The organism is Phenylobacterium conjunctum, assembly GCF_042679085.1.
In the GTDB taxonomy this organism is placed as follows: domain Bacteria; phylum Pseudomonadota; class Alphaproteobacteria; order Caulobacterales; family Caulobacteraceae; genus Phenylobacterium; species Phenylobacterium conjunctum.
In genome coordinates, this window is sequence record NZ_JBHTLQ010000012.1 from 1 (window position 1) to 26,903 (window position 26,903).

The following is a 26,903-nucleotide window of genomic DNA, read 5'->3' on the forward strand; positions in this document are numbered from 1 at the left end:
TGGCCGACGCCGCCGCCCTGGCCGCCGCCCTGGCCGCGCCGGCCGCCGCCGCGGGGGAAAAGCACTAAGACGACAGCTGGGGGCGGCCTGACGGTCGTCCCCAGTCCGTGCGCCCGCAACCGGGTCGGGTGCCAAACCTCGAATCCCGCCCCGATAGAGATTTGGTCGATCTGCCTTTTGGCGAATCTCCATAGCTATGACGTTGCTTGAGCGCGCTTCGCCTCTGAAGGAACGGTCAGACAGGTTATGGACGAGGGCGAGATCGACGGACCTCCAAGTCGCCAAGTCATCGCCCTGTCGATCGACTATGTTCTAAAGATCGCAGACATCGTTACCCAGGGCGCCCAGGGCGACCTTGTAACGGCTGTGGTTTATCTCGCGATCTCCCGCGCGAACCTCAGGGAAGCCTTCAAAAGCCCCCGCACCGCCCGCCGACATGCCGGGGTGCTGGATGTGCCGGACGATCAGGCGCGGCAATCGGTCAGCGTCCTGGCCATCTCGCGTGAACTTGCCCTGCCCTATGAAACGACGCGCCGCCATGTGGGGAAGCTTACCGCGCTGGGGCTTTGCCGACGCGGCGAGGACGGGGGCGTTGTCATTCCCTACGAGGTCGCCAGCGGGGAAGCGTCGCTCAGCGGGATCGACGCAATCTGGCGCGCCACCCTGGTCTTCATCTGCGACCTGGATGCGCTCAGCGTCACCTATGAGGCCAAGCGCCGGAGGATCGCGCCCGACTTTCGCAGGATCGTGGCGCGGATGGCGGCCTACTACCTGCTGGACCTGCTCAACCTGGCCCGCGCCAGTGTGGGCCTGAACACCCAGACCGCCCTGCTGGTCCTGGCGATCATCCGGGCCAATTCCCTGCACATCGCCCGCGACGCGGAGGCCGGTCCCCGCTACGCCCGCCCGGACACGCCGCCGCCCGACGACCTGCGTCGTCCAGTGACCACCCACGCCATCGCCCGACAGCTGAAGATGCCCTACGAGACCGCGCGGCGGCAGGTCGGCTGGCTGGAAGAGGCCGGACTATGCACCCGGCGTGGCCGCGGCCTGGTCATCCCCACCTCGGCCCTTGAGCGGCCGGAGATGCTCCACGCGATCGAGGCCAACTGGGCGCTGGCCCGAAGCCTGATGGAGAACCTCGCCGGCCTTGGCCTGGGCGCCGCCCAGGCCCGCCGCTGGCTACAGCGCGACGGCCGGACCTAGAAGCGTTCTAGCGCTCCGTGTCGACGGAAGCCTGCATGACGTCGTTGTAGCGCGCGCCCTGGACCGTGCTGTCATTCACGATCTCGTCGACCCGCGCCATCACGGCCGCGGACAGGACGACGTCCGCGGCGGCGGCGTTCTCCCGCATGTGATCGGGGCTCGACGTGCCGGGGATCGGCACGATGATCGGGTCCTTCTGCAGCAGCCAGGCCAGGCAGAGCTGGGCCGGCGTGCAGCCGGCTTCGCGGGCCACGGCCTCGAACTGGGCCAGAAGGTCGAGATTGGCGGCGAAGGCCTCGCCCATGAAGCGCGGCATGGCTTGGCGGAAGTCGCCGTCCTTGATGTCCGCGGCGCTGCGCACGCCGCCGGCCAGGAAACCCCGCCCCACCGGGCTGAAGGCCACGAAGGTCACGCCCAGCTCGCGGCAAGCGTCCAGCACGGCGATCTCGGGGTTGCGGGTCCAGGGGGAGTATTCCGTCTGCAGGGCCGCGATCGGATGGGTCGCATGAGCCCGGCGCAGGGTGGGCGCGGAGACTTCCGACAGGCCGATACTGCGAATCTTGCCGGCCTTCACCAGATCGGCCAAGGCGCCGACGCTGTCCTCGATAGGCACCCGGCGGTCCCACCGGTGCAGATAGTAGAGGTCGATGACCTCGGTCTTCAGCAGCTTCAGGGAAAGCTCGCAGGTCTCCTTCAGGACGTCGGGGTGGCCGTTCAGTTCGCGCTGGGTCCCACGGCTGAGGCCCGCCTTGGAGCAGAGCACGATCTTGTCGCGGTGCGGACCCAGCACCTCGCCCACCAGGGTCTCGTTGTGGCCCAGGCCGTAGACGGCGGCGGTGTCGAAGAAGGTGTAGCCGGCGTCCAGGGCGCCCAGCAGCACCTGCTCGGCCTGTTCCCGGGGCGGCGGCGGGCCGTAGGCGTGGGACAGGCTCATGCAGCCCAGGCCAATGGCCGAAACCTCAAACTCTCCGACGCGGCGCTTCTGCATGGATGTGTCCCTCTGATGGCTCAGGACTTCAAAGGCCGGTCAGCCACCAGGGTCAAGCGCCATGCGGCTCAAAGGGCGTCGAGGCGCGGCGGGGGCCCATAGGCGTTGGGGCCAGGGTCGCCCTTGAGCAGGCCCAGCTCCACCCAGCCCCAGAGGTTCAGGAGCGTGGCCGCCAGCATCAGCACGACGCCGACCAGTGGCGGTGACAGCGAGGCCCACATCGCCAGCAGGTAGGGACCCAAGGCCAGCAGGACCAGCCAGCGCCAGTCCCGACCACGGTCATGAACCCGCCGCACGCCGACCGCCACGAGGGGGATCAGCAAGAGCAGAATGGGCAGGAACAGCGGCGCCGACCAGGGCCCGACCACCAGCGAGGCCGCTAGGCCAAGGATCCAGACGAGGCCGATAAGGGCTGAACAGATCAGCTGGACCCGCCAGAAGGCCAGCCGGCTCGAACGCCCCGAAAACTTGAAAAGTCGATCCAGCACACCCGCCCCCAGCCCTGCAATCTTGGAGATCACTTGGTGCGGACACAATCAAGAATGAGGGGAGAGCCGTTATTTCTTCCGCCGTTCCAGTGTCTTCAGATAGGCGATGAGATCATTGCTCGAGGCCTCATCGAAGGTGAACTCCGGCATGCCGTGGTGTCCCGTGGAGATCCCCTCGACCAGGGCTTCCTGGATGTCTTCCACCGGGTAGCGGTCGTGCAGGGTCCGGAAGGGCGGCGACTTCGGGTTGGGGCTCTTCCCCGTCCGGCCGACCGCGTGGCACGAGGCGCAATAGGTCTGGGCGATCTTCTGGCCCTTGGAGGCGCTGGGCGTCTGGGCGTGCGCTGCGCCGGCCAGGATCGTCAGAAGTCCAAGGATCGGCAGCAGACGCATATCGGGCTCCGTCAGACGACTTCTTCGCCCAGGCCGCGGACGAAGTCCGGAAGCCAGGGATTGCGGCCGGGCTTCATCCGCTCAGCGCGATAGATATGGCCGAGATCGGCATAGGCGCGGTCGAAATTCTTGTTCACGATCACGTAGTCGTACTCAGCCCAGTGCTTGATCTCCTCGCGGCCGAGGGTCATGCGGCTCTGGATGATCTGCTCGGAATCCTGGGCGCGGGCGTGCAGCCGGCGGGACAGATCGGCCCAGGACGGCGGCAGGATGAACACCTTCACGCAGTCGTCCGGGGCCTGCGCCTTCACCTGGGCGGCGCCTTGCCAGTCGATGTCGAACAGGACGTCGTGGCCGGCCTCGAGCGCGGCCATCACCGGCGCCTTGGGGGTGCCGTACAGGTTGCCGTTGACCTCGGCCCATTCCAGGAACTGGCCCTCGGCGATACGGGCCTCAAAGGTCGGGCGATCGAGAAAATAGTACTCCCGCCCCTCCTCCTCGCCCGGGCGCGGGGCGCGGGTGGTGCAGGAGATGGACAGGTTCAGGTCCGAATAGTCGGCGACCAGGCGGCGGGACAGCGAGGTCTTGCCGGCGCCGGCCGGGCTGGAGACGAGCAGCAGCAGGCCGCGACGCTGGGTTTCCCACGGACGGGGATGATCGCCGTCACTCGACATTCTGCACCTGCTCCCGGAACTGTTCGACCACGGCCTTTAGCTCCAGGCCCACGGCGGTCAAGGTCGGCAGGGCCGACTTGGAGCACAGAGTGTTGGTCTCACGCATGAATTCCTGGGTCAGGAAGTCCAGGCGACGGCCGGCGGCGGCGTCAGAGGCCAGCAGGGTGCGCGCGGCGGCGATGTGGCCCGCCAGGCGATCCAGCTCCTCGCGGACATCGGCCTTCACCGCCAGGGCGGCGGCCTCGACCACGATACGGTCGGCGACCAGGGCGCTGTCCCCGGCCAGTTCGCCCATGCGACGGGCGAAGCGGTCCTTGATGGCCATGGGCTGGCCGGCGGCGACGCCCTCGGCGTCAGTCACCAGGGCTGCGATACGGTCGACCAGTCCGCCCAGGACGCCCATCAGCTGAGCCCCCTCTTCCCGACGCGCTGCGAGCAGGCCGTCGAGGGCGATGGCCAGGGAGCCGGACATGGCCGCCTCCAGCGCCGCCAGGGCTTCGGGATCATCGGCGCCGGCGTCGGCCTCAATCACCCCGCGCAGGGCCAGGAGGCCGTCCAGGCGGGGCGGCGCGGCCCGGCCATCGGCGAGATAGGGCGCACCGGCCGCCAAATAGCGCTCGAGCTGGTCGATATTGATGCGGACGGCGCCCGCGCCCTCAGCCCGCTTGGCGGTGACGCCGACCGTCACCTGGCCGCGCTGGAACCGGGACTGCGCGCCCTCGCGGGCGGCGCGGTCGAGGCCATCGAAGCCCGGCGGCCCGCGGAAGCGGACCTCCAGGTTGCGGCCATTCACCGAGCGCGCCTCGACCGCCCAGGTCCAGTCGCCCAACGCGCCCTCAGCCCGGCCGAAGCCGGTCATTCCGGACAAGGCCATCAGGGCTCAGCCTTGACCTTCGACGCGTCCACAGCGCCGTCCAGGCCCTCGCCGCCGGACGAAGCCGCCCGCTGGCGCTCCACATTGCGCCAGCGCGCGACGTTGGCGTTGTGCTGCTCAAGGGTGGAGGCGAAGACGTGGCCGCCGGTGCCGTCGGCGACGAAATAGAGCTCGTCGGTCTTTGGCGGATCGAGCACAGCGGCGATCGCCGCCCGGCCCGGATTGGCGATGGGCGTCGGCGGCAGGCCGTCGATCTGATAGGTGTTGTAGGGCGTCGCCTGAGCCAGTTCCGAGGCGCGGATGCCCCGGCCCAGGGGCCGACCGCCGGTGATGCCGTAGATGATCGTCGGATCGCTCTGCAGCCGCATGCCGGAACGCAACCTGTTCAGGAACACGGCGGCGACACGCGGACGCTCGCTGGCCTTGCCGGTCTCCTTCTCGACGATAGAGGCCAGGGTGACGGCCTCCATCGGCGTGGTGAAGGGCAGGCCCGGCTGGCGGCGGGCCCACAGGGTGGCGAGCAGTTCGTCGCGGGCGTCCATCATCCGCTTCAGCACCTTGGCGCGGTCCTCGCCGCGTTCGTACTGATAGGTCTCGGGCAGGATGGAGCCTTCGGCCGGCGCGGGCGCCTCGCCGGTCAGGTCGCTCTTCTTAGCCAGGATCTCGACCACCATCTCGCTGGTCAGGCCCTCGGCGATGGTCACCTGGTGCTTGACGATGCGGCCATGGCGGATGTCATCGAGGATGCGGGCCATGGAGGCCTTGCTGGGCACCTCGTATTCGCCGGCCTTCATCTGGCGCGCCGCGCCGGTGGCCTGGGCGGCGGCGATGAAGATGGCGCTGGAGCGCACCACGCCGGCGCGTTCCAGGGTCGAGGCGATCTCCGGCAGGCTGGCGCCGCGGCGCAGCTCCACCGTCGTCACGTCGCCCGACTTCGCGGCGGGGCCTGGCCCCTGATAGGTCCAGACGGCCCACATCAGGGCGGCCATCAGCACGACCACGAAGGTCGCGGCCGCGCTGAGCGCGGTGGTGATCAGGCGGCGGGCCGGCGAAACCCCACCCTTGGCGGACCGGCGGTTCCCGCTCACGGGACCTTCTTAAAGATCACGGAGGCGTTGGTGCCGCCGAAGCCGAAGCTGTTGGACAGGGCGACGTCGATCTTCATCGGCTTGGGCTTGTTCGGCACCAGGTCGATCTCGGTCTCCACGGAGGGATTTTCGAGGTTGATCGTCGGCGGGGCGATCTGGTCGCGGATCGCCAGGGCGGTGAAGGCCGCCTCGATGGCCCCGGCGGCGCCCAGCAGGTGGCCGGTGGCCGACTTGGTCGACGACATGGTCAGGCCCTTGACGGCGTTGCCCATCAGGCGGGTGACCGCGCCCAGCTCGATCTCGTCGCCCAGCGGCGTCGAGGTGCCGTGGGCGTTGACGTAGTCGACCTCGGAGGCCTGGATGCCCGCGTCCTTGAGGGCGGCGCGCATGGCGCGGAAGCCGCCGTCGCCGTCCTCGGCGGGGGCGGTGATGTGATAGGCGTCGCCGGCCAGGCCATAGCCTGACACTTCGCAATAGATCTTCGCGCCGCGCGCCTTGGCGTGTTCGTACTCTTCCAGCACCAGAACGCCCGCGCCCTCGCCCATGACAAAGCCGTCGCGGTCCTTGTCATAGGGCCGGCTGGCCTTTTCCGGGGCGTCGTTGAAGCCCGTGGACATGGCGCGGCAGGCGATGAAGCCCGCAATGCCAACCGGGCAGATGGCGGCTTCGGCGCCGCCGGCCACCATGACGTCAGCGTCGCCGTACTTGATCATCCGGGCGGCGTCGCCGATGGCGTGGGCGCCCGTGGCGCAGGCCGTCACGACCGAGTGGTTCGGGCCCTTGAAGCCGTAGCGGATGGAGACCTGGCCCGAGGCCAGGTTGATCAGGGCCGAGGGGATGAAGAAGGGGCTGATCCGACGCGGCCCCTTCTCGTGCAGCTCGACACTGTTCTTCTCGATGGTGGCCAGGCCGCCGATGCCGGAGCCGATGATCACGCCGGTGCGCTCACGGCCCTCGTCGTCTTCCGGCTGCCAGCCGGAATCCTTCACCGCCTCGTCGGCCGCGGCCATGGCGTAGAGGATGAAGTCGTCGACCCGGCGCTGGTCCTTGGGCGCCATGGTCTGGTCAGGGTCGAAGGAGCCTTCAACATCCGCGCCGCCGCCGCCGCGGCCATCGACCCGCGGCACTTCGCAGGCGACCTGGCAGGCATAGTCGCTGGGGTCGAAGGTGGTGATCCGGCCCGCGCCGGACTTGCCCGCGAGAATGGCCTTCCAGCTGAGCTCACGACCTTGGCCGAGAGGGGTCAGGAGACCGATGCCAGTGACGACGACACGACGCATGTGGACGCTCCAATACGCAGACCGCCGCGCCTTCGGGTGAAGGTCGCGGCGGCCAAATCTTCGACGAGACCGGGGCCTTTAGGCGCCCAGACGTTCTCCGATGAACTTCACCGCGTCACCCACGGTCTGGATGTGTTCGGCGGCGTCGTCCGGGATTTCGATGTCGAATTCCTCTTCGAAGGCCATGACCAGCTCGACGTTGTCGAGGCTGTCGGCGCCCAGATCGTCGATGAAGGAAGCCTTCTCGGTGACCTTTTCCGGGTCGGCGTCGAGGTGTTCGATGACGATCTTGCGCACGCGCTCAAGGATATCGGACATTCGTAGTAAGTCCCTGTTGTTCAACTGATCCATCTGCGACCGCCGACAGGATGTCAACCGCTCGCGGAACTAGGTTTCGAGACCTGAGCCTCTCCGGTTCGAGGTGGCCGTAGCATGTTCGTCCCGGCGAGGCCAGCCGGTCAGATCATGGCCATGCCGCCGTTCACGTGCAGGGTCTGGCCCGTCATGTAGGCGGCTTCGTCACTGGCGAGATAGGCGCAGGCCGCGGCCACTTCGCTGCCCTGCCCCAGCCGGCCGGCCGGAATCGTGCCCATGATCTGGGCCTTCTGGGCTTCGTTCAGGGCGTCGGTCATCGGGCTCTCGATGAAGCCCGGCGCCACGCAATTCACCGTGATCCCGCGCGAGGCCACTTCCTGGGCCAGGGACTTCGAGAAGCCGATCATGCCGGCCTTGGAGGCCGCATAGTTGGTCTGGCCCGGGTTGCCCATCACGCCCACGACCGAGGTGATGCCGATGATGCGGCCGAAGCGGCGCTTCATCATCCCGCGCATGGCGGCCCGCGACAGGCGGAAATAGCTTTCCAGATTGACCTTGAGGACCTGGTCCCAGTCGTCATCCTTCATGCGCATCAGCAGGCCGTCGCGGGTGATGCCGGCGTTGGCGACCAGGATGTCGAGCTGGCCGGTGGCCTTCTCGGCCCGGCCCACCAGGCCGTCGACCGATTCGGCGTCGGACAGGTTGGCGGCTTCCACCGAGACCCGCTCGCCCAACTGGCCGGCGAGTTCGCTCAGCACCGCCTCGCGGGTGCCGGACAGGACGACATGCGCGCCCTGGGCGTGGAGCGTGCGGGCGATCTCAGCCCCGATGCCGCCGGTGGCGCCGGTGACGAGGGCGGTCTTGCCGGAAAGGTCGAACATCATTCTCGTCCCTAGAGCGACTTGGCGAAGGCTTCGAGGTCCGCCGGGGTGTTGAGCGGGGTGGCTTCCGAATCGGGGGCGATGCGCTTGGCCATGCCGGACAGCACCTTGCCGGAGCCCGCCTCGGCGAAGCGGGTCACGCCGCCGTCGCCGGCCAGCCAGATCATGCTCTCGCGCCAGCGCACGCGGCCGGTGACCTGCTCCACCAGCATCTTGCGGATGGCCTCGGGGTCCAGGGTCGGGCGCGCGGTGACGTTGGCCACCAGCGGCGCGCGCGGGGCCAGGATGGTGGCGTCGGCCAGGGCCTGGGCCATCTCGTCGGCGGCCGGCTGCATCAGCGGGCAGTGGAAGGGCGCGGACACGTTCAGCGGGATGGCCCGGGCGCCCAGGGCCTTGGCGGCCTCGATGGCGGCGTCCACGGCGGCCTTGGCGCCGGAGATCACGACATTGCCGGCGTTATTGTCATTAGCGACCACGCAGACCCCGACCTTGGCGCCTTCAGCGGCGGCGGCCTCGGCGAGGGCGACGTCGGTCTTGGGGCCGATCAGCGAGGCCATGGCCCCCTCGCCCACCGGCACGGCCCGCTGCATGGCCTGGCCGCGCAGCTTCAGCAGCCGGGCGGTGTCGGCCAGGCTGATAGCGCCGGCGGCGGCCAGGGCGGAGTATTCGCCCAGGCTGTGACCGGCCACGAAGCCGGCCTTCTCGATGGAGACGCCGAACTCCTTGTCCAGGGTGCGGATCACCGCCAGGGACACAGCCATCAGCGCCGGCTGGGCGTTCTCGGTCAGGGTCAGGTCGGCCTCGGGGCCGTCCTTCATCAGGGCGAACAGCTTCTGACCCAGGGCGTCGTCGACCTCCTGGAAGACTTCGCGGGCGGCGCCGAAGGCCTCGGCGAGATCGGCGCCCATGCCGACGGCCTGGCTGCCCTGGCCGGGGAAGATAAAGGCGAGGGTCATGGGGTGCTCCCGTCCTGGCGCTGTCGCGCTCTTCGTCGATTCCGAGCCGCGAGGGTTAGGGGATAAGCCGGGCCTGGGCAAGGTTCGCCCCCTCCCCTTGCGTCATACTGGAAATCGCCGGCCGGACCCGCCAAGGTGGCTCCAACGATAAAGGGAGGTCTCCATGCGCGCCGTCATCCGCCGCAACAAGCAACTGATCTGCGACGAGATTCCGGAGCTGACCCCGGGGCCAGGTCAGGTGCTGGTGAAGACCCTGGCCTGCGGGATCTGCGGCTCGGACCTGCACGCCCTGCACCACATGGAGCACATGATCGAGACCACGCGGCGGGCGAGCGGCGGAGATGCGGGGACCTTCAACCCCACCGCCGACACCGTGTTCGGCCATGAGTTCTGCGCCGAGATCCTCGACCACGGCCCGGGCTCGCCCAAGACCCTGAAGGCCGGGACCCGCGTGGTCAGCGTGCCGGTGACCATGACCGCCAGCGGCATCGAGGCCCTGGGCTATTCCAACGCCCTGCCCGGCGGGTTCGCCGAGCGCATGCTGCTCACCGAGGCCATGATCCTGGAAGTGCCGAACGGCCTGCCCACCGACCAGGCCGCCCTGACCGAGCCCTTCGCGGTCGGCGCGCACGCCGTCGCCAAGGCCAAGCTCGACAAGGACTCGGTCTGCCTGGTGATCGGCTGCGGCCCGGTTGGCCTGGCGGTGATCGCGGGGCTGAAGGCCAAGGGCCATGGCCCGGTGATCGCCTCGGACTATTCCCCCCGCCGCCGCGCCGCCGCCGAGATGCTGGGCGCCGACGTGGTGATCGATCCGGCCAAGGAAAGCCCGCACGCCCGCTGGGACAGCTTCGGTGTCCCCACCGCCCGCGCCGCCCAGCAGATGGCCAGGATGATGGGCAAGACGTTTGGCCAGCCCGTGGTGTTCGAATGCGTCGGCGCGCCAGGCGTCCTGCAGCACCTGATCGAGGCCTCGCCGGCCGGGAGCCAGATCGTGGTCGCCGGGGTCTGCATGGAGACCGACAAGATCGAGCCGACCATCGCCATCACCAAGGAGATCGAACTGACCTTCGTCTTCGGCTACACGCCGGACGAGTTCGCCATGACCCTGCGACAGCTGTCCGAAGGGGTGATCGATGTGAGTCGGGTGGTGACCGGAAAGGTCGGCCTGGACGAGGTCGCCCAAGCTTTCGTCACCCTTGGTGATCCGGAAGCACACGTCAAAATTCTCGTGGAACCAGGACGTTAGGCCCAAAGGCGCCGTGTCCCGAACGGCACGGCGCCCACAAATGTGACAGTTTTGAACCCGCAGGAGTTGACTGCGCCGCCCAAGCCAAAGCCATTGTCGCCGCGCGGGACGAACGTCGTTCCGCCAAAACGCAAAGCCTTTGGGGGAACGCCATGCCGGCTTCCAATATCCGCCTTCGCGCCGTGCTCGGCGCGAGCCTGCTCGCCATTTCCGCCGCCCTGCCGGCGATGGCCTTCGCCGCTGACACGACGACGGACGTCGAAGAACTGGTGGTCACCGCGCGGAAGCGCGACGAGGCCTTGATCGACGTTCCGTTCTCGGTCAACGCCATGTCCGAGACCAAGATGCGCGCCTCGGGCGCCGTCAATCTTGAAGACATCTCGCGCAACATCGCGGGCTTCACCGTCCAGAACCTCGGCCCCGGCCAGAGCCAGGTCGCGATCCGCGGCATCTCCGCCGGCCAGCTCGCCCGCGACCAGCCGGGCGTGAAGGAACAGGTCGGCGTCTATCTCGACGAAAGCGTTGTCTCGCTGTCGCTGTTCACCCCGGACCTCGACCTGTTCGACCTGAGCCGCATCGAAGTGCTGCGTGGGCCGCAGGGCACCCTGTTCGGCTCTGGCTCGCTCTCGGGCACCGTCCGCTACATCACCAACCAGCCGCAGCTGGGCGAGCTGAGCGGCTCGGCGGAAGGCACCGGCAGCTTCGTCACCCACGGCGGCCGTGGCGCCGACCTGAAGGGCGCCATCAACATCCCGATCGGCGACCAGGTGGCCCTGCGCGTCGTGGCCTATGGCTCGCAGTTCCCCGGCTTCATCGACGCGGTCCAGCCGGACGGCTCGATCAACGAGGACGTCAATGACGGCACCCGGACCGGCTTCCGCATCGCCGCCAAGATCCAGGCCACCGACAACCTGACCATCACCCCGCGCTATCTGCAGCAGAACGTGTCGGTGAACGGCTTCAACCGCGTCGACCGGTTCAACATCCTGGGCAACCCCTACACGACCACCCGGCCGAAGGTGTCCCTGGGCAATCTGAACCAGTACACCCAGCTCGAAGAGAAGTTCTCCGACAAGTTCAAGCTGGCCGACCTGACCGTCGCCCTGGACCTGGGCGGTATGACCCTGACCTCGATCTCGTCCTACACGGACCGCGACGTGCTGGTCGTGCGCGACGCGACGGCCCTGACCGGCTCGATCACCGGCGGCTCCATCGGCCTGGGCGCCAATGTCTACACCCTGGACGCGCCGCTCTATGACACCACGGGCGTCAAGCTGTTCACCCAGGAAGTCCGCCTGGCCTCGAACAACGCCGAGAAGCTGGATTGGGTGGTCGGCGCCTTCTACAGCGACATGGACCGCGACTACGCCCAGTACCTGGATGTCGCCGGCTTCAGCAAGCTGACCGGCATCCCGACCAAGGGCGCCCGCGCCCCGACCGACGCGCTCTACTACTCCACGGTGCCCTACACCCTGAAGCAGTCGGCGGTGTTCGGTGAAGCCACCCTGCACGTCAACGACCGCCTGGACGTGACCGCCGGTCTGCGCCTGGCCCGCTATGAAGAGAAGCGCAAGCTGACCTTCGACGGCATCTTCGCCGACGTGACCATCGACTATCCGGGCAATGTGAAGGCCGACGACTCCGCCCCGCGGGTCATCGTCGCCTACAAGGCCACCGACAACCTGACCATCAACGGCCAGATCTCGAAGGGCTTCCGCCTGGGCGGCGTCAACGACCCGCTGAACAAGCCGCTCTGCAACGCGGCCGACCTGGCGACCTTCACGCCCCTGGCCAAGCCGAGCTTCGAGAACGAGCAGGTCTGGAACTACGAAGCCGGCATGAAAGCCAAGATCCCGGGCGGCTCCTTCACCGCCGCGGCCTTCGTCTCGGACATCGAGAACCTGCAGGCCACCGTGGACGCGGGCAGCTGCTCCTCGCGGATCATCGTCAACGTGCCCAAGGCGCGCTCGATGGGCCTGGAAGCCGAGTTCAACAAGCAGCTGACCGAGAACTTCGACGTCAGCCTGTCGGCCTCCTGGAACAACTCGGAACTGCGTTCCAGCGTCCGCGACTCGTCGGGCGCGGTCCTGCAGTCCCTGCGTGACGGCAACCGCCTGCCCACTGTGCCGAAGTTCCAGGGCGCTGCGGCGGTTGGCTATGTGCGGCCCATGGAGAACGGCCTGACGGCGTTCAGCAACCTGTCGGTCCAGTATGTGGGCGACCGGTTCACCCAGATCTCCGACCAGGAGAGCAACCCGCGCACCGTCAGCCTGTTCAACATCGGCGCCCCGTCGGTGTCGTCGCTGAACTTCCAGCTGAAGCTGCCGGCCTACACCCAGGTGAACTTCCGCGTCGGCGTTCGCAGCGAGGACTGGGAAGCCGCCTTCTTCGTCAACAACCTGACGGACGAGAAGGCCGAGCTGGCCGTTGACCGCGAGCGCGGCCTGCGGGCCCGCTACGGCTACCTGGTCAGCCAGCCGCGCACCGTCGGCGTGACGGTCCGCCAGTCGTTCTAAGACCATGAAGGCCCGGCGTGGTCGCCCTCGGGCGGCGCGCCGGGCCATTTCGTCGCATCTGCGACGAGTTGAGATCGCTCAAGGCGCGAGCTCCGCATCCGGATCATAGTCCTCCCAACACACGGGAGGCCGAGATGGCTGGCAGACATGTGATCTGGGCGATGGCGGCGGCTTACGCCCTGCCGACTTTCGCCGCCGGGGCTTTGATGGGCGCCGTTCGTGTGCTGCTGGTCACGCCGCTGACAGGGCCAGTCGGCGCCGTCCTCCTCGAACTGCCGATGATGCTCGCGGTGGCCTGGTTTATCTGCGGCCTGATCCTCGGTGCGCCCTGGGCCAGCCGACGCTTCGCCGACCGATTGGCCATGGGCGTCGCCGCCTTCACCCTGCTGATGTCGTTGGAAATGCTCCTGGGGCTGCTGGTGTTCGGCCAGGCGCCGGGCGAGATTTTTCGCGGCCTGTCGGCCCCGGCCGGGCGGCTAGGGTTGCTGGGCCAGGCGGCGTTCGCCCTGCTCCCCCTCGTGCCACGCCCCGCGCCGGCGCCGCCCAAGCGGGCGTCGACCTCCGAGACCTTTCCCGCGGCCTGGCCCAGGGCTGACGCCTAGATCAGCATACCGGTTGTTTGAAGCCGCGCGGCCGCTAGGATGACCTTACGAGACGGCGAACCACGCCTCCGGGAGGAAATCCATGAGACTGACCAGCCCGCGCATCGCGCCCTTGGCCGATTCCGAGTTCGACGCCGAACAGGAAGAGATCGTCGCCCCCATGCGGGCCGGCGGCCGGGTGCTGAACATCTTCCGGACCATGGCGCGGACGCCCAAGGCCGCGAAGGGCTTCCTGGCCTGGGGGAACTACATCCTGTCGCGCCGCAACGACCTGCCCGCCCGTGAGCGGGAGATTGTCATCCTGCGCATCGGCTATCTCTGCCGCTCCGGCTATGAGTGGACCCAGCACACCGAGATCGGCCTGAAATCCGGCCTGACCGCCGCCGAGATCGCCGCGATCAAGACGGGCGCCGCCGCGCCGTCCTGGAGCCCTGCCGACGCCGCCCTGCTGCAGGCCAGCGACGAGCTGCACCACGACCAGTTCATCACCCCCGCCACCTGGACCGCCCTGAAGGCGCACTTCAGCGACAAGCAGTGCATGGACCTGGTCTACACCGCCGGCCAGTACACTCAGGTCTCCATGATCCTGAACACCTTCGGGGTGCAGCTGGACGAGGGCCAGACCCTCGATCCCGACCTGAAGGGCTTCTGATCATGCGGCTCGAAGGCAAGGTCTGCGTGGTGGTCGGCGCCGGCCAGACGCCGGGCGAGACGGTGGGTAATGGCCGGGCCATCGCCCTGTTGTTCGCGCGGCAAGGCGCGCAGGTGCTGTGCGTCGACCGGGCCCCGGAACGGGCCGAGGAGACGGCGGGCCTGATCGTGGCCGAGGGCGGCAAGGCCTTCGCCCATCAGGCCGACATCACCCGGCCGGACGAAGCGGCGGGGATCATCGCGGCGGCCAAGGCGCGCTGGGGCCGGATCGATGTGCTGGTCAATGATGTGGGCATCGGCGGCGGGGGCGACGGTCCCGCGCACCGGCTGGAAGAAGCCGCCTTCGACCGGATCATGACGGTCAATCTCAAGGGCATGTGGCTGACCATCAAGGCCGCCCTGCCCCTGATGCGCGAGGCGGGCCAGGGCTCGATCGTCAATGTCTCGTCCCTGGCCGGGATCGCCGGCGGGAACCAGATGGCCTACGAGGTCTCCAAGGCCGCCGTGAACCGCATGACCACCAGCGTCGCCCAGGCCAACGCCGGCAAGGGCGTGCGCTGCAACGCCATCGCCATGGGCCTGATGGACACGCCCATGGCCATCGAGGGCATCGCCCAGGCCACCGGCCAGAGCGTCGAGGCCGTGCGATCCAGCCGCGCCGCCCGGGTGCCGCTCGGCCAGAAGATGGGCGACGCCTGGGACACGGCCTATGCGGCCCTGTTCCTGGCCAGCGACGAGGCCCGATTCATCACGGGCGTCGTCCTGCCGGTGGACGGCGGCATGTCGAGCCGGATCGGGTGATCAGGCCTTGGTGGGCGGTGGCGGCGGAGGCCGCTTCTGTCCGAGCGCGGCGCAGGACGCGAAGCCGATGGGGCCCTGTTCGTCATAGAGCCGGCATTCGCCCACCGCGATCCCCTCGGCGGCCTGGTGGTCGGTCTTCTCGAACCCGATCCATTCGCCCACCGGCAGCCGGTGCAGATAGAGGGTCACGTCGGAATTGATGTAGCCCAGGCCCTTGTCCGAGACGTGGGCGAAGGGGCTGACGAAGTCGCAGGCCACGGCCACGCGCTGGAACGGGGTCAGCGGCATGCCGCCGACGATCTCACGCACCTCGGCCATCCAGGTCTGGCGCACGTCGTTGGGGTCGTTGAAGCCGCCCTTGATCGGCCGCGTGGCCCACATGCGGCCCATGGGACCATAGTCGGGCGGGGTGATGTCTTCCGGCTTCGGCACGTCCCAGTTGCCAGGACCATAGACCCGGCCCTCGGGCGCCTCGGTGCGGCGCAGGAACTGGCAGGACGCCTTGGCCATGGAGACGCCGCCGGAGATGAACTCCGCCTCGGCGACCTTGATCCGGCCGCCCTGGCGCACCAGGGCCGTGCGGACCTCGATGGGATCGAAGCCCGGCAGCTTGAACATGTCGACGGTCAGGCGGGCCGGAACAAAGTCCGGCTCGCCAAAGGCTTCCTCCAGGGCGTGTCCCAGAAGACCGGCGATAACGCGGCCGTGCAGGGATTGAGGATTCCAGGGCCCGCGGGCGATCGGCTGTGGGACGTAAAGAATACCGTCCCTTTGAAAGAATGGTTCGTTTTGCATGGCGCGGACCATGGCGGATTCCTTTCGCGGAGGCGAGACGGCTTGACCAGGATCAAGGCGGCCAGGGGCCGGCGGCCGGCCCAATCGGGGGGATTGCAAGGAGGCCATCATGTCCGAGACACAAGCGGCGCCCGACCTGGGCCGCCTGGATTTCTTCGGGGATCAGGTGCAGGCGACCCTGACCCGCGAGGTGGAGCATTCCACCGCCACCCTGTGGGCCTTCCTGACCGATCCCGCCAAGCTGCCGCTGTGGCTCGCGCCCGGCGATATCGAGCTGAAGGTCGGCGGCCGCGCGCGGCTGGACTTCGTGGACTCCGGGATCGTCATCGACAGCATCGTCAGCCAGCTCAAGCCGGGCGAGGTGCTGGAGTATTCCTGGAGCGGGCCGGGCGAGACCCTGCGACCGGTCTGCTGGAGCCTGGAGCCGACCGGCGCCGGGGCGCGGCTGACCCTGACCCTGGACATGCCGGCCAGCGAGGATGTCGCCCGGTCCTGCGCCGGGTGGGAAGCCCACCTGGAGATGCTGGCCGCCGCCCTTGAGGGCGTGCCGATCAAGTTCCCCTTCGAGCGCTTCAAGGCGACGCGGGAAGCCTACAAGGCCCGCCTGCCCTAACCCCCTACTGATCGACGGCGGTGGGCTTGCCGTCCTGGCGGTAGACCACCCCGCCCTTCATGACGAAGGCGACCTTCTCGAACTGGCCCACGTCCTTCAGCGGATCGCCGGGGACCGCGACGATGTCGGCGTAGCGACCGGCCTGGATCGCGCCGATCTTGTCCGACCCGATCAGGTCGGCGCTGTTGCGGGTGGCGGTGAAGATCGCCTCCATGGGCGACATGCCGCCTTGGGTGAGCAGCTTGAACTCCAGGGCGTGGTTCCCCTCCCCCAGGTCGGTGCCGTAGGCGATCTTCACGCCCGATTTCAGGGCCTTGGGGAAGTTCTGCTTGGGCAGCAGGTCATTGGCCAACTCCTTGGCCGCCGTGCCGGGGGTCAGCAGCTCCGGCGTCTTGCTGGCCGCCTCATAGAAGACATCGAACACGGTGAGCGTGGGCACCAGATAGGTTCCCTTGGCCTTCATCAGGGCGAAGGTCTCGTCGGTGGCGAAGGAGCCGTGCTCCACCGAATCCACCCCGGCCCGGACCGCCGCCTCGATGGCGTGGGCGGGATAGATGTGGGCCGCGACCTTCATGCCCAGCATATGAGCCGTATCGACGGCGGCCTTCATCTCGTCATCCGTCATCAGCTGCTGGCGCGGATCATCGCCGGTTGAGGCGATGCCGCCCGAGGGCATGATCTTGATGAGGTTGGCCCCGCGACGGCGATGCTCGCGCACCTTGATGCGCGCCATCTCGGGCGTATCGACGATGCCGTTGTCCCAGCCGTCGTGACGCAGGGCCGGATCCAGGCCCGAGCGCGGATCGCCATGGCCGGCGGTGGGGCCAAGCGGCTCCAGCGCCACCCACAGCCGGGGGCCGGCGATCTTGCCGTCGTCGATGGCGTTGCGCACAGCGACACTGTCGTCGCCGCCGCCGGCGTCGCGGGCGCTGGTGAAGCCTTGCTGCAGCATCTGGCGGGCGAAGACGGCGTCATCGAAGGCCCGGTCGATGGCCGAGTGGGTCACCCAGTCCTCGGTGGCGTTGGTCCGGCTGGGCAGCTTGGCGCCGACGTGGATGTGCACGTCGATGAAGCCCGGCATGACGGTGGCCTTTGACAGGTCGATCACCTGCGCGCCGGCCGGGGTGACGAAGCCGTCCTTGATCGCCGTGATCTTGTCGTCGTGGACCAGGATCGAGACCTTGGTCCGCGGCTGGGCGGACAGGCCGTCGATCAGGGTTCCGGCGTGGATGACCTGATCCTTCGCCTGGGCGCCGTTCGCCGCCAGAGCCAGGGTGAGGGCGAGAAGGCTGGCGGCGCGCATGGGGCGGGCTCCTAGAAGAACTGCGACAGGTTGCGGCGAAGGCGGGCGATCACCGGCTCACCGGCGGCCGGGGCCTCAAAGGTCTGGCCGGTGATCATCTCGAAAGCCTTCACATAGACGGCCGAGGTATCCCACAGCATCTGTTCCGGGATCTCCGGAATGGGGTCCTTGTAGGGATCGCAGCGTTCCGCCACCCAGGCGCGCACGAAATCCTTGTCGAAGCTGTCCGGACGGGCGCCGCGGGCGAAGCTGTCGGGATAGGAGCTGGCGAACCAGTAGCGGCTGGAATCGGGGGTGTGGATCTCGTCGGCCAGGACGATCTTGCCGTCCGGGTCGAGGCCAAACTCGTACTTGGTGTCCACCAGGATCAGGCCGCGTTCGGCGGCCAGCTTTTGGCCGCGGGCGAACAGGGCGAGCGCATAGGCGCTAACCTCATCCCACTGGGCCTGGGTCAGCAGGCCCTGCTGCAGAATTTCCGCCGGGCTGAGCGGCGCGTCGTGGGCGCCGTCCAGAGCCTTGCTGGTCGGGGTGATGATCGGCTGCGGCAGCACCTGATTGTCCCGCAGGCCCTCCGGCAGGGTCACGCCGTACATGGTGCGCTGGCCCTTCTTGTACATCGGCAGGATGGAGGTCCCCGTCGTGCCGGCCAGATAGCCCCGCACCACGATCTCCACCGGCAGGATGTCCAGCCGCTGGCCGACCACGACGTTGGGGTCTGGGTAGGACAGGACGTGGTTGGGGCAGATGTCGGCGGTCTTCTCGAACCAGAACCGCGCGGTCTGGGTCAGGACCTGGCCCTTGTAGGGAATCGCCGCCAGGATCAGGTCGAAGGCCGAGATTCGGTCCGAGGCGATGATGATCCGCCGCCCGTCGGGCAGGTCGTAGTTGTCCCGCACCTTGCCGCGATAGTGGTTGGGCAGTTCCGGGATATCGATATCGCGCAGAACCACGTCCGCCGCCGCCGTCATGTCCGCCACTCCGCCGAATGATTGGTGAGACCGCCTTTGCCGTGAAGACAGGGCTGCGTCCAGACGGCTAGACTAAGCGTATGTTGGGGCAAGCAGGAGGATCTCCCATGAAAGCCGTCGCGTTCCGCACTCTCGCCCTCGCCGCCGCAGCCGCGGGCGCCCTCGCCACCCCGGCCCTCGCCGACCTGGCGCCGGGCACAAAGGCTCCGGATTTCAAGGCCCCGGCCTACCTCGCCGGCAAGCCCTTCACCTTCGACCTCGCCGAGGCCCGCAAGAAGGGTCCGGTGGTCCTGTACTTCTTCCCATCGGCCTACACCAAGGGCTGCAACCTCGAGGCTCACCTGTTCTCGCAGGCCGCCGATGACTTCAAGGCCCAGGGCGCGACCCTGATTGGGGTGACCGCCGGCAAGGTCGACCAGCTGGCCGTCTTCTCCGCCGACACCGCCACCTGCGGCGGCAAGTTCGCCGTCGCCGCCGACCCTGGGGCTTCCATCGCCAAGCAGTATGATGCGCCCCTGAAGGTCGCGGGCATGAAGGCGCCGGCGGACCTGTCGGCCCGCACCTCCTATGTCATCGCCCCCGACGGCAAGGTGGTGTTCGCCTACGACAACCTGTCGGCGGACGACCACGTCAACCAGACCATGGCGGCGCTGAAGAGCTGGCGGGCGAAGAACCCGAAGCGGTAGGCGCACCGCTGGACGCCTCATGAGGGACGAAGCGCCTTGCCCTGCAACGCTTTTTCCCTTATGAGCGCGCCTCTTCACGGAATGCGGTCTTCAGCCGGGAACTCCAAAGGAACGGGAAAGCCCCGTTCGCCCATTGAAGAGCCATCGTGGACGCCGGTTCACCCGCCGACGGCCGCGCCGCCTTCCACAAGGGAAAAGGACACATGGCGCTCTACGAGCACGTCGTCATTTCGCGGCAGGATATCTCGCCGCAACAAGCCGAAGCCCTCAACGATACGATCAAGGCGATCATCGAAGAAGGCGGCGGCGTTGTCGCCAAGATCGAGTACTGGGGTCTTCGCAACCTCACCTACCGCATCAAGAAGAACCGCAAGGGTCACTACTCCCTCCTCGCTCTGGACGCCCCGCCGGCGGCCGTGAAGGAGATGGAGCGCCAGCTGTCGATCAACGAAGACGTGCTGCGCTACATGACCGTTCGCGTTGAAGAGCTCGACCTGGAGCTCTCGCCCATCCTGGCCCGTCGCGACCGCGACCGTGAGCGCGAACCGCGCCGCGAAGACTCCTTCTAAGGCAGGCATCCCATGACCGACGAAACCTCCTCGGCCCCGGCCGCGGCCGCCGCCGGCGGCGCCCGCCGCCCGTTCTTCCGCCGCCGCAAGGTGTGCCCGTTCTCCGGCGCCAACGCCCCGAAGATCGACTACAAGGACGTCAAGCTCCTGCAGCGCTACGTTTCCGAGCGCGGCAAGATCGTTCCGTCCCGCATCACCGCGGTGTCGGCCAAGAAGCAGCGTGAACTGGCCAAGGCCATCAAGCGCGCCCGCTTCCTGGCCCTGCTGCCCTACGTCGTGAAGTAAGGGAGCCGGATCCATGAAAGTCATTCTGCTCGAGCGCGTGGAAGGCCGCGGCTCCCTGGGCGACGTGGTCACGGTGAAGGACGGGTTCGCCCGTAACTACCTGCTGCCGCGTCAAAAGGCCCTGCGCGCCAACTCCGCCAACATGAAGGTCTTCGAGGCGCAACGCGCTGAAATCGAAGCCCGCAACCTGAAGGCCAAGGAACAGGCCGGCAAGTCGGGCGAAAAGCTCGATGGCACCGCCTACATCCTGATCCGTCAGGCCGGCGAAAGCGGTCAGCTGTACGGCTCGGTCTCCGGCCGTGACGTCGCTGACGTGATCAACGCCGAAGGCGGCAAGGTCGAACGGTCGATGGTCGTCCTCGACAAGCCGATCAAGACTCTGGGCATGCACGAAGTGAAGGTCCGCCTGCACGCGGAAGTCACCGTGACCATCACCCTGAACATCGCGCGCAGCGCTGATGAAGCCGAACGCCAAGCGCGCGGCGAGAACATCATCGCCTCGCAATTTGAAGAAGAGCGCCTGGCCGCCGAAGAGGCCGCCCAGGACATGCTGGAAGGCGGCGCCGGCCAGCAAGAGGGCGACTACGGCGATCACTGATCGCTGTTAAGTCACCGAAATGCTTAGAGAAGCGGCGCAGAACACTGTTCTGCGCCGCTTTTTCGTGCGCGCTTTGCCTGATCTTGTTGCAAAAATGTCATTTCCGCGGCGCGCCACGCCGCCTAGCTAAGCCCCCTAAAGTCTTCCAACGCAGACGCCCCGCGCCTGTCAGATGAGGGGAAAGCTCATGCAGTATCGCACCATCCTTTTCGCCGCCGCCTCCGCCGCCAGCCTGTGGGCCGGCGCCGCCGCCGCCCAGCCCGCCAAGACCGCCGAGGTCGAGGAACTGGTCGTCACCGGCACCCGCACCGAAGGCCGCACCCGGCTCGAAACCCTCGCGCCCGTCGACGTGGTCAGCGCCGAAGCGCTGCAGCAGCGCGGCACGACCGAACTGGCCACCGCCCTGGCCACCTCGGTGCCCTCGATCACCTTCCCGCGTCCGTCCAACACCGACGGCACCGACACCATTCGCCCGGCCACCCTGCGCGGCCAGGGCCCTGACCAGACCCTGGTGCTGGTGAACGGCGCGCGCCGTCACGCCACCGCCCTGGTCAACACCAACGGCTCCGTCGGCCGCGGTTCGGCCGCCGTCGACCTGAACGCCATCCCGTCGACGGCCATCGAGCGCATCGAAGTCCTGCGCGACGGCGCCTCGGCCCAGTATGGTTCGGACGCCATCGCCGGCGTCATCAACCTGCGCCTGCGTGAAGCCGATCATGGCGGCGGCCTGTCGGTGACGACCGGCCAGTACATGACCCACCTGGACGGCTTCTATGGCCGCAAGGGCAATGTCACCGACGGCCTGACCACCACGGTCTCCGGCTGGCAGGGCCTGTCGCTGCTGGGCGACGGCTTCGTGACTCTCTCGGCGGAGTACCGCACCCGCGAGAACACCAACCGCTCTGACATCGATCCGCGCCTGGGCCGGGTGACCTCGCGCTTCGGCGACGCCGATGTCGACGATCTGAGCCTGTACCTGAACGCCGGCAAGCCGCTGAACGACAACTGGAGCGCCTACGGCTGGTACGGCTACCAGAAGCGCGAAGGCTCCTCGGCGGCCACTTACCGCACGCCGACCGACGCCACCCAGAACATCATCTCGGTCTATCCGAACGGCTACCTGCCGCTGCTCAAGACCAAGACCGAGGACCACAGCGCCGGCGTCGGCCTGAAGGGCGAACTGGCCGGCTTCAAGACCGACGTGAACCTCGTCTATGGCAAGAACACCATCGACTTCAACGTCGCCAACACCCTGAACCCCTCCCTGGGCCCGACCTCTCCGCACCAGTTCTACGCCGGTCAGCTGGCCTATGATCAGCTGGTGTTCGGCGCCGACTTCAGCCGCGAGGTCGAGGTTGGTCTGGTGAAGCCGCTGAACGTCGCCTTCGGCGTCGAGGCCCGCCGTGAGACCTATCAGATCGGCGCGGGCGAGCCCGGCTCCTATATCCGCGGTCCCTTCACCACCCTGGCCCTGGGCTCGCGCGGCTTCACCGGCTTCACGCCCTCGAACGTGGTCGACGTGGATCGCGACGCCGCCGGCGTCTATCTGGACCTGGAAGGCAACCTGACCGAGAAGCTCTCGGCCTCGGCCGCTGTGCGCTACGAGAACTATTCGGACTTTGGCGACACCACGACCGGCAAGCTCTCGGCCCGCTACGATTTCACGCCGGAATTCGCCCTGCGCGGTTCGGTGTCCACGGGCTTCCGCGCCCCGGCCCTGCAGCAGCAGTTCTATACCGCCACCTCGATCCTCTACATCAACGGCGTGCCGTTCGAGACCGGCACCTATCCGTCGGTGAGCCCCGTCGGCAAGGCGCTGGGCGGCAAGGCCCTGGAGCCCGAGACCTCGGAGAACTACGCCCTGGGTCTCGTCTATCGTAAGGGCGCGTTCGAACTGACCATCGACGCCTACCAGATCAAGGTCGAGGACCGCATCGTGCTGTCCGAAACCCTGACCGGCAGCGCCACGGCGGCGGTCGGCACCAACGCCCGGACGATCTATGATCTGCTGTCGCCCTATGGCGCTTCGGCGGCGCGCTTCTTCATCAATGGCGTGAACACCGACACCAAGGGCGTCGACATCGTCGCCCACTATCGGATCCAGGACGATCAGGCCGGCACCTTCGACCTGACCGCCGCGGGCAACATCAACAACCTGAACGTCACCAAGACCCCGGTGACCGCGGCGACCATCCTGCCGTCTCCGGTCTCGCTGTTCGCCCGCCAGGCTACCAAGCGCTTCGAGGAAGGCACCCCGGACAAGAAGCTGACCCTGCAAGGCGACTGGAGCAAGGACGGCTGGGGCGCCACCCTGCGCAGCACCTTCTATGGCGACGTGCTGTCGCCGGGCACCCTGGCTGACGGCAGCGCCGACAGCCACACCGGCGTGCGCGGCGTGGTGGACGCTGAGGCCCGCTACACCTTCCCGGTGGGCGTGACCGTCTCGCTGGGCGCGGACAACCTGTTCGACACCTATCCGAACCAGATCGTCCCGGCCCTGAACACCACGGGCGCGGCCCCCTACTCGTCGTTCTCGCCCTTCGGCTTCGGCGGGCGGTTCGTGTACGGGCGCCTGGCCTACAAGTGGTAAACGCCTGCGCCTGAGGCGCAGCGATGGACTTGCGGCGGCGCGGAGCTTCGGCTCCGCGCCGTTCGTCTTTTCAAGCCTGGATAGGACGTCCGCTTCTGGCGCAGACCGGCTCTAGGTAGACTCCGCATCCAACCCCACGTGGCGTTCTCCACAGGCTGGTCGGAAACCTGTTGAAGGACCACTCGCCGCAGTGCCTTGGCCCGTCGCGTTAAGATATCGGTAACCTCATGGCTCTGGTTCCCGCCCTCGATCTCCGTCCCGCGCACAACGACACGGACATCCCGCACGCTCCCGCCAACATCGAGGCCGAGCAGGCCCTGTTGGGCGCGGTGCTGTACGACAACGCCGCCTTCGAGCGGCTCGGCGACTTCCTGCAAAGCCGGCACTTCTACGAGCCCTTCCACCAGCGCCTGTTCCAGGCCATCGAGACCCATATCCGCAAGGGTCAGCTGGCGGAGCCCATCCTGCTGGCGGAGCAGTTCAGCCGCGACCCGGCCTTCGACGAGCTGGGTGGGGTGCGCTATCTCGCCGACCTCGTGGACCGCGCGCCCCCGGCGGCCAACGCGCCCGACTATTCGCGGGTCATCTATGATCTGGCCCTGCGCCGCGACCTGATCCGCATCGGCGGCGAGATCGCCACCACCGCCGCGGCGCCCGAGGAGGACCGTTCGGCCCGCGACCAGATCGAATCCGCGGAACAGCAACTCTACGCCCTGGCCGAGTCCGGCACGACCTCCCAGGGCTTCGTCAGCTTCGCCGACGCCCTGCACGGCGCGGTGACCATGGCGGCGGAGGCCCACAGCCGCGAAGGCGGCCTGGCCGGGATCTCCACCGGCCTGATCGACCTCGACCAGAAGATCGGCGGCCTGCACGGGTCCGACCTGGTGATCCTGGCGGCGCGTCCCTCGATGGGGAAGACGTCGCTGGCCTGTAACATCGCCTTCGACATCGCCCGGCACTACGCCTGGGAGCCGCAACCGGACGGCACGCGCAAGACCGTCTCGGGCGGCGTGGTGGCCTTCTTCTCGCTCGAAATGTCCGCCGAACAGCTGGCCCTGCGCCTGTTGGCCGAAGTCTCCGGCGTGTCGGGCGACCGCCTGCGCAAGGGCGAGATCGACGCCGTCGAGTTCGGCCGGATCCGCGACGCGGCCCTGGAGATCCAGGAAGCGCCGCTGTTCATCGACGCCACCGGCGGCATCACCCTGGCCAAGCTCACCGCCCGCGCGCGCCGCCTGAAGCGCCTGCACGGCCTGGACGCCATCTTCGTCGACTACCTCCAGCTGGTCACCGGCGGCGAGGGCAAGAGCGACAACCGGGTTCAGGAAGTCAGCATGATCACCCAAGGCCTCAAGGCCTTGGCCAAGGAACTTTCGGTGCCGGTCATCGCCCTGTCGCAGCTGTCGCGCCAGGTGGAGAACCGCGAGGATAAGAAGCCTCAGCTCTCCGACCTGCGGGAATCCGGCTCGATCGAACAGGACGCCGACATGGTCATGTTCATCTACCGCGAGGAGTACTATCTGGGCCGCGCCGAGCCCCGCGAGGGCACGCCGGAGCACCTGGCCTGGCAGGAACAGATGGACCAGGTGGCGGGCGTCGCCGAAGTCATCATCGGCAAGCAGCGTCACGGTCCCATCGGCACGGTGAAGCTGGCCTTCAACTCCGACCTGACCAAGTTCGGCAACTTGGCGCGCGATCACAGCCGCTACGAACAGCACGGATGACGCGCGGGGGTCTGGCTCTTACGTCGCAAGCTCGGCTGCGCTAACACGCCGGCATGGCTCTCCCCTCCTCCGCGCGCCTGACCATCGATCTCGAGGCGCTGGCGCACAACTATCGCGTCCTTACGGCTGAGGCCGGCGGCGTCGAGGCCGCGCCGGTGCTGAAGGGCGACGCCTATGGCCTGGGGGCCGGCCCGGTGGCGCGTCGGCTGTGGGCCGAGGGCGCCCGTAGCTTTTTTGTGGCCCGGGTCAGTGAGGGGGTGCTGCTGCGGATGGAGCTGGGGCCGGAGCGCCCCGCCCGTATCCTGGTGCTTGACGGCCTGCCGCCGGGATCAGCGGACGCCCTGGCCGGCGCCGACCTGACCCCTGTCCTGACCAGCCTGCCCCAGGTTGAGGCCGCCAGCCTCTACGCCGCCCAGGCGGCTCGGGCGCTGAAGGTGGGGCTGCATCTCGACACCGGCATGAACCGCCAGGGGATGACCGCCGCTGACGCCCGCGCCTTGGCCCAATCCCCCGACCGTCTGCGCGGCCTGGATGTCGAGCTGGTGATGAGCCACCTGGGGACCGCGACCGACCCGACGAGCCCGCGCAGCGCCAAGCAGTTGGCGGCCTTTGAACGCCTGCGGGCGCTGTTCCCTGAGGCTCAGGCCAGCCTTGCGGCCTCAGCCGGCATCTTCCTGGGCGCGCCCTACCGGTTCGATCTGGTGCGCCCCGGCGTTAGTCTCTATGGCGGCGGCCCCTTCGAGGTGACGCATCCGGCCCTGAAACAGGTCGCCACCTTCGAGGCCCCGATCCTGGATGTGCGGGTCATCGCGCCGGGCGAGACCCTCGGTTATGGCGACAGTCTGCGGATCGAGACACCGACCCGCGTCGCCGTGGTCGCTGCGGGCTACGCCGATGGCCTGATCCGAGCCGGCAAGGCCGGGGGCAAGGGCTGGTTCGCCGGCGCCGCGCGGCCCATCCTGATCATCAACATGGACCTGATCGTCCTCGACATCGGCGATGCGCCGGCCAGGCCGGGCCAGATGGTGCAATTGATGGGCCCGAACGCGCCCATCGACGACCTCGCCGCCGCCTCTGGAACCGTGGCGCACGAGTGCCTAGTGCGGATCAGCGAACGCGCTGAGCGGGTCTATCTCGGCGAAAGCTAGCGGGCCGCGGCCTGCAGCTTATCATAGTCGACCAAGGCGGCGGCCTTGCGCACGCCCTCCATGCTCAACCCTTCCGCCTTGGCGTGGACCATGAACCGGTCGGCCACCATGACCGAGTACTCGCCGCGGCGGGCGGCGGGATCCCAGCTTTCGGCGGTCATGCGCCCGTCAACCTTGGCCACCTTTTCGATCCGGCCATCGCGCTCGCCGCCTGATTCGACGTTGAAGGCGCCCGCCAGGGCCGCCAGGGCCCCGGCCGCCCCCAGGTCGGTGACGGACAGGCTGACGCTCTGACCCGAACCCTCATAGTCGGCCCGTACGGTGGGACCGGACAGGTCGTCGCCTTCCGGCTCCTCGCGGCTCAGGCTGACACGGGCCAGGCCATCCACGGTGGCCGGCAGATAGGCCTCCAGGGCGTCGGCGGACAGCACCGTCTTGCCCTTCATGGACTTGGCCGCCGCGTCCAGGCTCTTCGTCGCGGCCTGAAGCTTCTCGATATCGACGCCTTCACGGCCGCGCAGGTCTGCGGGGGGCTTGGCGGCGTGCCGGCCGGCGACAAGGGTCCCGACCACCAGGATCAGGACAACAAGTCCCGCCAGTCCCGCCCAGTAAATCCGGCCGCCCAATGGCGCCCGTGTTGTCGCACCCTGGTCTTCCATCGCAGATCC

28 protein-coding genes are annotated in these 26,903 nt (G+C 68.1%); 14 read left to right on the plus strand and 14 right to left on the minus strand.

Annotated features, from left to right (window positions below; translation table 11 throughout):
* The first annotated feature begins 246 nt into the window (after positions 1-246).
* Complete coding sequence (locus tag ACFQ27_RS07110; RefSeq protein WP_377353112.1) at positions 247-1,206, plus strand: hypothetical protein; 960 nt, start codon at positions 247-249, stop codon at positions 1,204-1,206.
* 7 nt (positions 1,207-1,213) lie between these two features.
* On the opposite strand, the gene ACFQ27_RS07115 is transcribed toward ACFQ27_RS07110, so the two are convergent.
* From ACFQ27_RS07115 to fabD, 10 genes are all read right to left on the minus strand, one after another.
* Positions 1,214-2,194 carry an aldo/keto reductase gene (locus ACFQ27_RS07115; protein ID WP_374347630.1) on the minus strand — a complete coding sequence of 327 codons (981 nt, stop codon included), beginning with the start codon at positions 2,192-2,194 and terminating at the stop codon, positions 1,214-1,216.
* A gap of 68 nt (positions 2,195-2,262) precedes the next feature.
* Positions 2,263-2,682 (minus strand): DUF805 domain-containing protein, encoded by a 420-nt coding sequence (locus ACFQ27_RS07120; protein WP_374347628.1) that lies wholly within the window; start codon positions 2,680-2,682, stop codon positions 2,263-2,265.
* Between the two features lie 69 nt (positions 2,683-2,751).
* Complete coding sequence (locus ACFQ27_RS07125; RefSeq protein ID WP_374347626.1) at positions 2,752-3,075, minus strand: c-type cytochrome; 324 nt, start codon at positions 3,073-3,075, stop codon at positions 2,752-2,754.
* Positions 3,076-3,086: 11 nt separating this feature from the next.
* Positions 3,087-3,749, minus strand: coding sequence for a guanylate kinase (gene gmk / locus ACFQ27_RS07130; protein WP_374347624.1), 663 nt, complete (start codon positions 3,747-3,749; stop codon positions 3,087-3,089).
* Positions 3,739-4,623 carry a YicC/YloC family endoribonuclease gene (locus tag ACFQ27_RS07135; protein WP_377353114.1) on the minus strand — a complete coding sequence of 295 codons (885 nt, stop codon included), beginning with the start codon at positions 4,621-4,623 and terminating at the stop codon, positions 3,739-3,741. The genes gmk and ACFQ27_RS07135 overlap by 11 nt, the downstream gene beginning before the upstream one ends.
* On the minus strand, positions 4,623-5,711 hold the full coding sequence (mltG, locus tag ACFQ27_RS07140) for an endolytic transglycosylase MltG (RefSeq protein ID WP_377353116.1): 1,089 nt from the start codon (positions 5,709-5,711) through the stop codon (positions 4,623-4,625). The genes ACFQ27_RS07135 and mltG overlap by 1 nt, the downstream gene beginning before the upstream one ends.
* On the minus strand, positions 5,708-6,991 hold the full coding sequence (fabF, locus tag ACFQ27_RS07145) for a beta-ketoacyl-ACP synthase II (RefSeq protein ID WP_377353117.1): 1,284 nt from the start codon (positions 6,989-6,991) through the stop codon (positions 5,708-5,710). Before fabF ends, mltG begins: the two co-directional genes overlap by 4 nt.
* Before the next feature lie 78 nt (positions 6,992-7,069).
* Positions 7,070-7,309, minus strand: a complete 240-nt coding sequence (locus ACFQ27_RS07150; protein ID WP_056019455.1) for an acyl carrier protein — start codon at positions 7,307-7,309, stop codon at positions 7,070-7,072.
* A gap of 140 nt (positions 7,310-7,449) precedes the next feature.
* Positions 7,450-8,187: a 3-oxoacyl-[acyl-carrier-protein] reductase gene (fabG, locus tag ACFQ27_RS07155; RefSeq protein ID WP_374347616.1), complete on the minus strand. Its 738-nt coding sequence runs from the start codon at positions 8,185-8,187 to the stop codon at positions 7,450-7,452.
* Positions 8,188-8,198: 11 nt separating this feature from the next.
* A complete protein-coding gene (gene fabD, locus ACFQ27_RS07160) occupies positions 8,199-9,143 on the minus strand; it encodes an ACP S-malonyltransferase (protein ID WP_374347614.1) in 945 nt (314 codons plus the stop codon).
* Between the two features lie 163 nt (positions 9,144-9,306).
* Here fabD and ACFQ27_RS07165 point away from each other — a divergent pair, with 163 nt between their 5' ends.
* The 5 genes from ACFQ27_RS07165 to ACFQ27_RS07185 all read left to right on the plus strand — a co-directional run bounded on the left by ACFQ27_RS07165 (position 9,307) and on the right by ACFQ27_RS07185 (position 14,959).
* The gene (locus tag ACFQ27_RS07165) at positions 9,307-10,389 is read left to right on the plus strand and encodes a zinc-binding dehydrogenase (protein WP_377353118.1); all 1,083 of its coding nucleotides are present in this window, start codon (positions 9,307-9,309) and stop codon (positions 10,387-10,389) included.
* Between the two features lie 152 nt (positions 10,390-10,541).
* A complete protein-coding gene (locus tag ACFQ27_RS07170) occupies positions 10,542-12,905 on the plus strand; it encodes a TonB-dependent receptor (protein ID WP_377353119.1) in 2,364 nt (787 codons plus the stop codon).
* Between the two features lie 134 nt (positions 12,906-13,039).
* A complete protein-coding gene (locus ACFQ27_RS07175) occupies positions 13,040-13,507 on the plus strand; it encodes a hypothetical protein (protein WP_377353120.1) in 468 nt (155 codons plus the stop codon).
* Positions 13,508-13,589: 82 nt separating this feature from the next.
* Complete coding sequence (locus ACFQ27_RS07180) at positions 13,590-14,159, plus strand: carboxymuconolactone decarboxylase family protein (protein WP_374347607.1); 570 nt, start codon at positions 13,590-13,592, stop codon at positions 14,157-14,159.
* A 2-nt stretch (positions 14,160-14,161) separates the two neighbouring features.
* The gene (locus ACFQ27_RS07185; protein ID WP_374347605.1) at positions 14,162-14,959 is read left to right on the plus strand and encodes an SDR family NAD(P)-dependent oxidoreductase; all 798 of its coding nucleotides are present in this window, start codon (positions 14,162-14,164) and stop codon (positions 14,957-14,959) included.
* On the opposite strand, the gene ACFQ27_RS07190 is transcribed toward ACFQ27_RS07185, so the two are convergent.
* Positions 14,960-15,754: a thioesterase family protein gene (locus ACFQ27_RS07190; protein ID WP_377353121.1), complete on the minus strand. Its 795-nt coding sequence runs from the start codon at positions 15,752-15,754 to the stop codon at positions 14,960-14,962.
* A gap of 109 nt (positions 15,755-15,863) precedes the next feature.
* Here ACFQ27_RS07190 and ACFQ27_RS07195 point away from each other — a divergent pair, with 109 nt between their 5' ends.
* Positions 15,864-16,367 (plus strand): SRPBCC family protein, encoded by a 504-nt coding sequence (locus ACFQ27_RS07195; RefSeq protein ID WP_374347601.1) that lies wholly within the window; start codon positions 15,864-15,866, stop codon positions 16,365-16,367.
* 4 nt (positions 16,368-16,371) lie between these two features.
* Here the strand turns inward: ACFQ27_RS07195 and ACFQ27_RS07200 are convergent, their stop codons facing one another.
* Entirely contained in the window at positions 16,372-17,670 is a 1,299-nt protein-coding gene (locus ACFQ27_RS07200) for a metal-dependent hydrolase family protein (protein WP_377353122.1), read from the minus strand.
* An 11-nt stretch (positions 17,671-17,681) separates the two neighbouring features.
* Positions 17,682-18,638, minus strand: coding sequence for a phosphoribosylaminoimidazolesuccinocarboxamide synthase (locus ACFQ27_RS07205; RefSeq protein ID WP_374347598.1), 957 nt, complete (start codon positions 18,636-18,638; stop codon positions 17,682-17,684).
* Between the two features lie 107 nt (positions 18,639-18,745).
* Here ACFQ27_RS07205 and ACFQ27_RS07210 point away from each other — a divergent pair, with 107 nt between their 5' ends.
* The 7 genes from ACFQ27_RS07210 (at position 18,746) to alr (ending at position 26,235) form a co-directional block, all read left to right on the plus strand.
* Positions 18,746-19,324, plus strand: a complete 579-nt coding sequence (locus ACFQ27_RS07210) for a peroxiredoxin (protein WP_374347596.1) — start codon at positions 18,746-18,748, stop codon at positions 19,322-19,324.
* A gap of 203 nt (positions 19,325-19,527) precedes the next feature.
* Positions 19,528-19,893: a 30S ribosomal protein S6 gene (gene rpsF / locus ACFQ27_RS07215; protein ID WP_374347746.1), complete on the plus strand. Its 366-nt coding sequence runs from the start codon at positions 19,528-19,530 to the stop codon at positions 19,891-19,893.
* Positions 19,894-19,905: 12 nt separating this feature from the next.
* Positions 19,906-20,178: a 30S ribosomal protein S18 gene (gene rpsR / locus ACFQ27_RS07220; protein ID WP_374347594.1), complete on the plus strand. Its 273-nt coding sequence runs from the start codon at positions 19,906-19,908 to the stop codon at positions 20,176-20,178.
* A gap of 13 nt (positions 20,179-20,191) precedes the next feature.
* Positions 20,192-20,776: a 50S ribosomal protein L9 gene (rplI, locus tag ACFQ27_RS07225; protein WP_374347592.1), complete on the plus strand. Its 585-nt coding sequence runs from the start codon at positions 20,192-20,194 to the stop codon at positions 20,774-20,776.
* A gap of 187 nt (positions 20,777-20,963) precedes the next feature.
* The gene (locus ACFQ27_RS07230) at positions 20,964-23,366 is read left to right on the plus strand and encodes a TonB-dependent receptor plug domain-containing protein (protein ID WP_374347590.1); all 2,403 of its coding nucleotides are present in this window, start codon (positions 20,964-20,966) and stop codon (positions 23,364-23,366) included.
* A gap of 227 nt (positions 23,367-23,593) precedes the next feature.
* Positions 23,594-25,087 (plus strand): replicative DNA helicase, encoded by a 1,494-nt coding sequence (locus ACFQ27_RS07235; protein ID WP_374347588.1) that lies wholly within the window; start codon positions 23,594-23,596, stop codon positions 25,085-25,087.
* 53 nt (positions 25,088-25,140) lie between these two features.
* On the plus strand, positions 25,141-26,235 hold the full coding sequence (alr, locus tag ACFQ27_RS07240; protein ID WP_377353123.1) for an alanine racemase: 1,095 nt from the start codon (positions 25,141-25,143) through the stop codon (positions 26,233-26,235).
* Here alr and ACFQ27_RS07245 read toward each other — a convergent pair.
* On the minus strand, positions 26,232-26,861 hold the full coding sequence (locus ACFQ27_RS07245) for a hypothetical protein (RefSeq protein WP_377353124.1): 630 nt from the start codon (positions 26,859-26,861) through the stop codon (positions 26,232-26,234). The two genes, alr and ACFQ27_RS07245, sit on opposite strands and share 4 nt — an antisense overlap.
* Between the last annotated feature and the right edge of the window lie 42 nt (positions 26,862-26,903).

Coding starts and splice junctions, on each gene's coding strand:
- ACFQ27_RS07110 (WP_377353112.1), top strand. CDS start 247: ATGGACGAGGGCGAGATCGACGGACCTCCAAGTCGCCAAGTCATCGCC.
- ACFQ27_RS07115 (WP_374347630.1), bottom strand. CDS start 2,194: ATGCAGAAGCGCCGCGTCGGAGAGTTTGAGGTTTCGGCCATTGGCCTG.
- ACFQ27_RS07125 (WP_374347626.1), bottom strand. CDS start 3,075: ATGCGTCTGCTGCCGATCCTTGGACTTCTGACGATCCTGGCCGGCGCA.
- gmk (WP_374347624.1), bottom strand. CDS start 3,749: ATGTCGAGTGACGGCGATCATCCCCGTCCGTGGGAAACCCAGCGTCGC.
- ACFQ27_RS07135 (WP_377353114.1), bottom strand. CDS start 4,623: ATGGCCTTGTCCGGAATGACCGGCTTCGGCCGGGCTGAGGGCGCGTTG.
- fabF (WP_377353117.1), bottom strand. CDS start 6,991: ATGCGTCGTGTCGTCGTCACTGGCATCGGTCTCCTGACCCCTCTCGGC.
- ACFQ27_RS07150 (WP_056019455.1), bottom strand. CDS start 7,309: ATGTCCGATATCCTTGAGCGCGTGCGCAAGATCGTCATCGAACACCTC.
- fabG (WP_374347616.1), bottom strand. CDS start 8,187: ATGTTCGACCTTTCCGGCAAGACCGCCCTCGTCACCGGCGCCACCGGC.
- fabD (WP_374347614.1), bottom strand. CDS start 9,143: ATGACCCTCGCCTTTATCTTCCCCGGCCAGGGCAGCCAGGCCGTCGGC.
- ACFQ27_RS07165 (WP_377353118.1), top strand. CDS start 9,307: ATGCGCGCCGTCATCCGCCGCAACAAGCAACTGATCTGCGACGAGATT.
- ACFQ27_RS07170 (WP_377353119.1), top strand. CDS start 10,542: ATGCCGGCTTCCAATATCCGCCTTCGCGCCGTGCTCGGCGCGAGCCTG.
- ACFQ27_RS07175 (WP_377353120.1), top strand. CDS start 13,040: ATGGCTGGCAGACATGTGATCTGGGCGATGGCGGCGGCTTACGCCCTG.
- ACFQ27_RS07180 (WP_374347607.1), top strand. CDS start 13,590: ATGAGACTGACCAGCCCGCGCATCGCGCCCTTGGCCGATTCCGAGTTC.
- ACFQ27_RS07185 (WP_374347605.1), top strand. CDS start 14,162: ATGCGGCTCGAAGGCAAGGTCTGCGTGGTGGTCGGCGCCGGCCAGACG.
- ACFQ27_RS07190 (WP_377353121.1), bottom strand. CDS start 15,754: ATGCAAAACGAACCATTCTTTCAAAGGGACGGTATTCTTTACGTCCCA.
- ACFQ27_RS07195 (WP_374347601.1), top strand. CDS start 15,864: ATGTCCGAGACACAAGCGGCGCCCGACCTGGGCCGCCTGGATTTCTTC.
- ACFQ27_RS07200 (WP_377353122.1), bottom strand. CDS start 17,670: ATGCGCGCCGCCAGCCTTCTCGCCCTCACCCTGGCTCTGGCGGCGAAC.
- ACFQ27_RS07205 (WP_374347598.1), bottom strand. CDS start 18,638: ATGACGGCGGCGGCGGACGTGGTTCTGCGCGATATCGATATCCCGGAA.
- ACFQ27_RS07210 (WP_374347596.1), top strand. CDS start 18,746: ATGAAAGCCGTCGCGTTCCGCACTCTCGCCCTCGCCGCCGCAGCCGCG.
- rpsF (WP_374347746.1), top strand. CDS start 19,528: ATGGCGCTCTACGAGCACGTCGTCATTTCGCGGCAGGATATCTCGCCG.
- rpsR (WP_374347594.1), top strand. CDS start 19,906: ATGACCGACGAAACCTCCTCGGCCCCGGCCGCGGCCGCCGCCGGCGGC.
- rplI (WP_374347592.1), top strand. CDS start 20,192: ATGAAAGTCATTCTGCTCGAGCGCGTGGAAGGCCGCGGCTCCCTGGGC.
- ACFQ27_RS07230 (WP_374347590.1), top strand. CDS start 20,964: ATGCAGTATCGCACCATCCTTTTCGCCGCCGCCTCCGCCGCCAGCCTG.
- ACFQ27_RS07235 (WP_374347588.1), top strand. CDS start 23,594: ATGGCTCTGGTTCCCGCCCTCGATCTCCGTCCCGCGCACAACGACACG.
- alr (WP_377353123.1), top strand. CDS start 25,141: ATGGCTCTCCCCTCCTCCGCGCGCCTGACCATCGATCTCGAGGCGCTG.